Annotated in this window: 4 protein-coding genes and 1 pseudogene; all 5 read right to left on the reverse strand. The window is 28.3% G+C overall.

The features are described 5' to 3' along the window. Nucleotides 1-254, reverse strand: a pseudogene (locus tag EG240_RS16160) (hypothetical protein); the annotation flags it as partial. Then, nucleotides 247-792: a hypothetical protein gene (locus EG240_RS16165; RefSeq protein WP_125020360.1), complete on the reverse strand. Its 546-nt coding sequence runs from the start codon at nt 790-792 to the stop codon at nt 247-249. The gene EG240_RS16165 and the pseudogene EG240_RS16160, both read right to left, overlap by 8 nt. A gap of 11 nt (nt 793-803) precedes the next feature. Beyond that, complete coding sequence (locus EG240_RS16170; RefSeq protein ID WP_125020361.1) at nt 804-1,550, reverse strand: hypothetical protein; 747 nt, start codon at nt 1,548-1,550, stop codon at nt 804-806. 209 nt (nt 1,551-1,759) lie between these two features. Continuing rightward, on the reverse strand, nt 1,760-2,359 hold the full coding sequence (locus tag EG240_RS16175) for a hypothetical protein (protein WP_125020362.1): 600 nt from the start codon (nt 2,357-2,359) through the stop codon (nt 1,760-1,762). Nucleotides 2,360-2,371: 12 nt separating this feature from the next. Then, nucleotides 2,372-3,336: hypothetical protein (locus EG240_RS16180; RefSeq protein ID WP_203229336.1), on the reverse strand; the 965-nt coding region annotated here is incomplete at its 5' end.

Below are 3,336 nucleotides of genomic sequence, written 5' to 3' on the forward strand. Positions count from 1 at the left end.
TTAAATTCCTCTGGATTTTGAAAAATTTTGTATGCAATTTTTATAATAGACTGAAAAACAACTGCATCATAGATAACCTCTGAAACTCTTTTTTTATCATACATTACATGACTTAAGGAATACAAGCAATAATTATTTAATTGTCTATGAAAATAACCCATATTCGCTTGTTCCTTTAATAAAACTAAAAGTTCATACGGACATTCTACCTTATCTTCCGTCCAGTAATATGATTCTAAAGTTAACTCACACATCTTCAATATTTTTTTTCCGATTACAAATTAACCAACACGCATCTAACAACCTATTGATGTTGATAAATGAAATACAAATTTTGTCAGATGGAGGGCTTGCACATTTACCTATAACATGTTCTGTAATATCAGCCAAATCATTTTCAATTTGCTGAAGGGATTGTTCTTTAAAAACACTTTTAAATAAGAAATATAGATTTATATATTCTTTATAAGCCAAATTACCAATGAATAAATGATACGTATTGGTATCAAACGATTTCATTACATCAGAACTAAAATATTTATTTGGTTTACAATACATCTTATACGCTGCACGTATCATTGAACGAAGTAAGTTAAATATAAAAAGGGATTCTTCTGGATTTTTATATGGTTTACATTTTTCATTTATTGCGTTTTTCAACATTTTGGTTAAGCAATTCTTTACTATAACTGGATTTGTATATTCAAAAAAAGCATAAATAAGTTCCAAAGGACATTTAATTGTCTCACTTTGCCATGTTTCTGCATGTAGGGGGATTTTAGAATTTTTCATGATTTCTAGTTTTAAAATTCATTTGAAGATTGAAGGTGGGAAAATAATGTGGTAACATACTTATCTATTAAGGTACAGGTGGGGTCGTCTAATAGCAATTGACCTTCTTTTATAAATTCATTTTGTAGTTTTTGAAATAAGGAAGTAAGCTGATTTATTTCGGTAGTAGAAAATTTCTCAAGTAATGCACTATGTGCAAAAATCATTAAATGCCAAAGTGTTATGAGATTTTTTGATCGAGGTTTGTAAAGCGTTTCAGAAAAAACAAACGTTTGTAAATGATTCACTAAAAATTTAGATACGACTTGTTTTAAAAAGTATTTTTCGCATTTATTATTCTCAAATATTGGTTTTATATTGTTGTTATAACACTGCTTATTGTAATTGTAAAAATGTTTTAAATCATCTAAATAAGTTGCTCTTTTCTTATACCAATGAATTTTAGGATGATATCCAGAGCTGTAAATCTTATTCTTGGATTTCATTGTTTTATTAAAAAACAATTGATAATCGTACGTATGATGCTGAATTTGATAACGCGTATGATAAACGGAGGTTATACGAACATTTTCAATTGGATTTTGTTCTATGTGTTGCAAATATGTTTTTAAATCTTTTGTTGCTTTCTGTTTTAATACCACAAATACATAAAAATGTTCATATAGTTGATTATTATTAAAAGTTGTAATTTGATGGAATATAAACAGCTCTTCCACCTCATCAAACTTTTTCAATTGATTTAAAGCTTTATGGTTCATTAATTCATGATTAAAAACTTCGGTAGTTTTTTCTGCTCTTAGTAATGGGAATTGATTATATTTCTCTGTATATCGTTTAATATTTTGATGTACTAGTTTATGTAATTTCTTTTGAACAACTTTAAAGCTTCTTCCATATTCGTCGTAGAAACCAAAATCGTCGTCGGAAGTGATGTAGTCAATTAAATAGTAGGTTGTTTCATTTTTTTTTACAAAGGCTTTTTTACTTCTGGAATAAAGCGCTCTAGAATCAACAACCGTTGGGTAATTGTTTTGGTTGCAAATGAAGTTCCGAAAAGCATGAGTTCTAAATAAGTAATATCATTCGCAAATGCTTTTATCATAAATAACCATGCTCCGTGTTGTTCTTCTTGTATGAATTCATCACTCATTTTTTTTAACATTAGGTATTTGTCTTCATAACTATTAATTAAACTTTTTAAATCGCTTTGTCCTAAGTAAGTACTTAATCTTATTTCTTCGGTACTGTATAAGCAATTATCAAAGCTTAGTAAATGAGCGAGTATAAAATTGTTAAAATTCTGAGAATATTCAAAGTCTTTCTTATCAAGAAAGATGATTAAAATTTGATTTTCTTTTAAAATAGCGTTTTGGAAATCTACAGAAAATGATTTTTCAATTTCTTTTTTATCTTTCACTTTTAACCATAAAATGTGATACTCCGTACGAGCGGTTTTATCAAACCAAATGGTTTGAATTTCATTAGTACGAATACTTTTTTCTAATTTACAGTTCAATTCATCTGGTAAACGAACTGTTTTACTGAATTCTTTTTCTTGAATATTCATAATTCTATTGTTTTAATTGTTCGTAATCTGTATTTCATTAAACAGCTTTTGACAAAGACCTAAGGTTTTTGCACAAGCTAATTGATCAATATTTTGTTCTTTTGGATCGATATTAGGAAGGAAATCTATCGGTGTGCTCAACGAATGAAGTATTTTTTGAACTTCAATAGAATCGATACATTTATTGTATATTTCAGGTAACAGGGCTTGGAATAATTGCATCAAATATCTGCAACTGTATATAGCCGGAATGTATTGTAGCTTTTGATATAAAAGTCCAAGGATTAACTGTTGCAAGATATTTTTAAGTAGTAAAACATGTCCGCTTTGGTATACTAAATCTTGTTTTTGAAAAGCAGTAAACCAAGGCGAAATATAGGCTAATCGCTCTTTCAAATACAGCTTTTGTAATTGTTTGGTATTAGTGGTTTCAACAAGCTTTTTATTTATAACTAAGTTATTTTTCAAATACAAAACATTATGAAATACCATGAATTTATTAAAAAAGAGTTGGTATTTATTTTCGTTTTTTTGAAGCCATTCCAACGTATGAATTAAACAAAACACTTCTACCTTCCCTTTGAAATGATTAGAGACCTTTTGAACAAGCGCATCGTGTTGTTGGATGCGAAGTGTTGGCGAAAGTAAAAGCAGATTGAATTTATACGTATCGTTACTGTTTGAATTAATTAAACTTTTGGTACTTAATAAATAAATAGCATCTATTTTATAGGCACTGATTAAAAAAGCAACTAACTTTTTTAAGAAAACTTCTTCATTTGAACGATCTGAAAGTTGTGCATCGATTCGTTTCGTGTAAAAAGTATTCGATTGTTTAAATGCATGGGTTAGGATTTCTAATGCGCTATTCTTGGTTTTATCGAAAATACTTTTGGGAGTTTCCCCCAGTATAAATTGCGATTGATCTATAAATAAACCCTCCTTCATTTTAGAGATTTTATAGACAATTTTTGAGA

The organism is Paenimyroides tangerinum, assembly GCF_003865405.1.
GTDB classification, from domain to species: Bacteria; Bacteroidota; Bacteroidia; order Flavobacteriales; family Flavobacteriaceae; genus Flavobacterium; species Flavobacterium tangerinum.

Bases quoted from the DNA above. Each gene is read 5' to 3' on its own strand.
- EG240_RS16165 (WP_125020360.1), bottom strand. From the start codon at position 792: ATGAAAAATTCTAAAATCCCCCTACATGCAGAAACATGGCAAAGTGAG.
- EG240_RS16170 (WP_125020361.1), bottom strand. From the start codon at position 1,550: ATGAACCATAAAGCTTTAAATCAATTGAAAAAGTTTGATGAGGTGGAA.
- EG240_RS16175 (WP_125020362.1), bottom strand. From the start codon at position 2,359: ATGAATATTCAAGAAAAAGAATTCAGTAAAACAGTTCGTTTACCAGAT.